Origin of the sequence: Nodosilinea sp. LEGE 07298, assembly GCF_015207265.1 — a bacterium.
Lineage (GTDB): Bacteria > Cyanobacteriota > Cyanobacteriia > Phormidesmidales > Phormidesmidaceae > Nodosilinea.
Genome location: NZ_JADEXE010000491.1, coordinates 1 through 2,902, shown reverse-complemented (window position 1 = coordinate 2,902; position 2,902 = coordinate 1). Strand labels below are relative to the sequence as shown.

The 2,902-nt window shown below is 62.3% G+C and carries 1 protein-coding gene; it reads left to right on the top strand.

Going from position 1 to position 2,902, the window contains the following annotated elements:
• Positions 1-2,902 (top strand): hypothetical protein (locus IQ273_RS32185; protein WP_194027153.1); only part of this gene is annotated, 2,902 nt, incomplete at both ends.

Genomic DNA, 2,902 nt, shown 5'->3' with positions numbered 1-2,902 from the left:
GTATTGCCCTAGGGCGGGGGCTGCTGTGGTGGGGCTGGCTGATTGCGATCGCCGATTGGCTGGCCCAAGCCTTTGGGATTAGCATTCTAGGGCTGGCCCTGCGAATTCAAGCATTGAGAAAACTGGGCAAGCGGCGCGATTTGCTGGTGGCCTATGCGATCGCCGTCCAGCTCGCCTTTGTCGGTTGGCAACTGATCCCCCTCGCCCTGCGGCAGGGGATCATGGCTCCCCTGCTCGGTTGGAGCGGCTCCGGTAGTAGCCCCGACGCGCTCTTAGGGATTTCTCTATTCCCCTACGTCGTGGGTATGGTGGCCCTAAGCGACTGGTATCTACGGCGAGACAAGCCCAAGCTGGGGCAGTTTAGCGAGGGACTTGCGCTGGGCAGTAATGTTATTCTCACCAGCCTGAGCTTGCTCAGTAACCCAGTACTCGTGGTGAATTTGGTGGCCTCTACGGTCACCGCACTGGTCGTAACGCTGCGCCGTCCCCTGGTCCGCTGGCGGATTGTCGTCACCTACGGCCTGGCCCTCGTGAGTATTCTGGTTGCGATCGGCAATCATTGGCCAGCGCTACCCCTCGATCGCTGGCTGGGGGTCATTGTCGCTCTGGCAACGGTTGCCCTGCTGCTCAGTAAAGCGCTGCCGGGGCTGTGGGGCAGCAGCGCCTGGCTCTACGGCGTGGGGCTGTCAGCGATGACCTATGCCCTGCTGTGGGGATACCTGATTGACGATGGCTTTGGCTTCGGGCTGAGCTGGGTAGGGCTGGTGATTCCGGTGGTGCTGGCGCTGATTGGTCGTCATCCAGCTAGCGTGCTGACTACGGGCATTGCGCTACCGTTCACCCTCGGCTTGCCCTGGACTCGGCTGGTGGGGCTAAGCACGGCTACAGCGCTAACTGGGGTAAACAGTGCCTTCTACCGGCGACCTGGGGTAGCGTTTTTGGCGGTGGCCTTTGGCCTAGGCTGGGCCTACAGCAGTCTGGCCGATTGGGTACCGGGCTTTCCACGCCACCTGGCCGACTGGGGATTGGTGACGGTGGGGCTCATGGCGGTGCTGTGGGGAATTTGGCGATCGCGTTCTGGCGCGACTTTAGAACCCTCGCTGCCGCTACCAGAGGCATCTGACGAGCCACCCTCTTTACCTGCGCTGTACCGGGTAGCCTGCGATCGCTGGGGCCACATCTTGGCCATTGGATTACTTACCTCGTCTACTGTTGCAGTTTCCCTCTACTACCTGGGCTGGCGTGAACCTCGCCCCTTAATTGTTGCTGTCCTGGCTGCGTTCTTGGTGACTCTGCTCCTCCGCTATTGGAAAACCGTGAGGCCTCTTGCTATTTACCTAGCAGGTTGGGGGGTAGAACTGTTGGTAGCCGGGTTAGTGATACAGCGCTATCCCACGGTGGTTTCTTTGGCCGTGCCGACGCTAGGGCTGGGGGCGATCGCCCTGGCCCTGGCCGCAACGGTTGCCCGCTCTCGCCCGGCCCTCACTGCCCCGCTACACACCCTTACCCTGGTCTATGCGGTGTTGGCCCTGGCGCTGCGGGCCTACACCGTCACCGCCTGGACAGGCTGGCTGGTAGTCGCAACAGCGCTGCTCATTCTAGAAGTCGGGCGGCGCACCCAGACTTCCCTAGCGCGCTGGCTGGCCCTGGGACTGCTGTCGGTGGGCTGGTACGAGCTGGTCATCTACCAAATGCTGCAAGGCTCGGGCGGCGAAGCGGCGGATGCGCTGCTGGTACTGGCTGGAGTAGCGGCGCTAATCATGGTCGTGTATCGATTGGCGGCGGGACAGCTCGATCGCACGCTCGGCCTCCCTCAAACAGAGCTGGTCTGGGCGGCGCACCTGCACTGGCTAATTGGCAGCCTGCTGATGCTGGGGGGCGGTGTGAGCATTGGCTTTGGCCAAGCAACCCTGGGCTGGCTGGGGCTGGCGATCGCCGCCGCGCTCCTGCTCTATGCCCTCAGTCAGGGGCGGCTGGGGACAGCTGAATCGGTCAAGCAAACCTGGGTTTACGCCGGACTCCTAGAGCTTGTCGGCTGGTTTGCCCTGGGGCGATCGCTCTTTCCGGCCCTAAACGTTCTCGACCCCTGGTGGGGCGTGGTGGCCTGCGCCGTGGCGGTGCCTGTGTACTGGCTGCCCTGGGCCACCTGGGGCTGGCCCCAGCGACCCTGGCGGGTAATGGCGGTAGTCGTTCCTCTACTGATTGCCCTACTTACTGGAGGGTTTGGCCATATTCCAACGCTTTGGGTGCTGGTTGGCTTCTACGGCTGGCTGGCCTGGCACAGCGGCAAAATTCGCATTTCGTACTTGTCGGTATTCTGCGCGGTTTGGGCGATCTGGGTCTGGGTCGTGAACCAGGCCATCGACGACAACCTGGCCTGGGTACTGCCCCTGGGGCTGGCCCTGCTCTACATTGCCCAGGTAGATCCGGCCCTCAAGCGCCCTGAGGGTAAAGAAAATTGCCACTGGCTGCGGGTCATTGCCCTCAGCATCATTTTGTTCACAGCCCTAGTGACCGAGCGGTGGACCGGGCTACCGGTGGGGGCAATGGCCCTGGGGGCGATCGCCGCTGGCCTGCTCCTCCGCATGCGGGCTCCGCTCTACGTGGGCACCATAATCTTTGCCCTCAACGCCCTCAACCAGCTGGTGCTGCTGAATGCCGCCTTCCCCTTCATCAAGTGGGTGGTGGGCATTGTCGTCGGCATCGCCCTAATCTGGGCCGCCGCCGATGTAGAACGCCGCCGCGACCAGTGGCTACAGCTCACCCAGAGCTGGGTATCAAATGTCAAGTACATAGAGGTGACGCGACAGCTAGATTGGCGGATTGCAGGGTCTGAGAGAAGGTCAGCACCCCCGTTCATGAGCGCTGTAGCAGTGGTCGCCTTTCGAAGAACGACTGCACG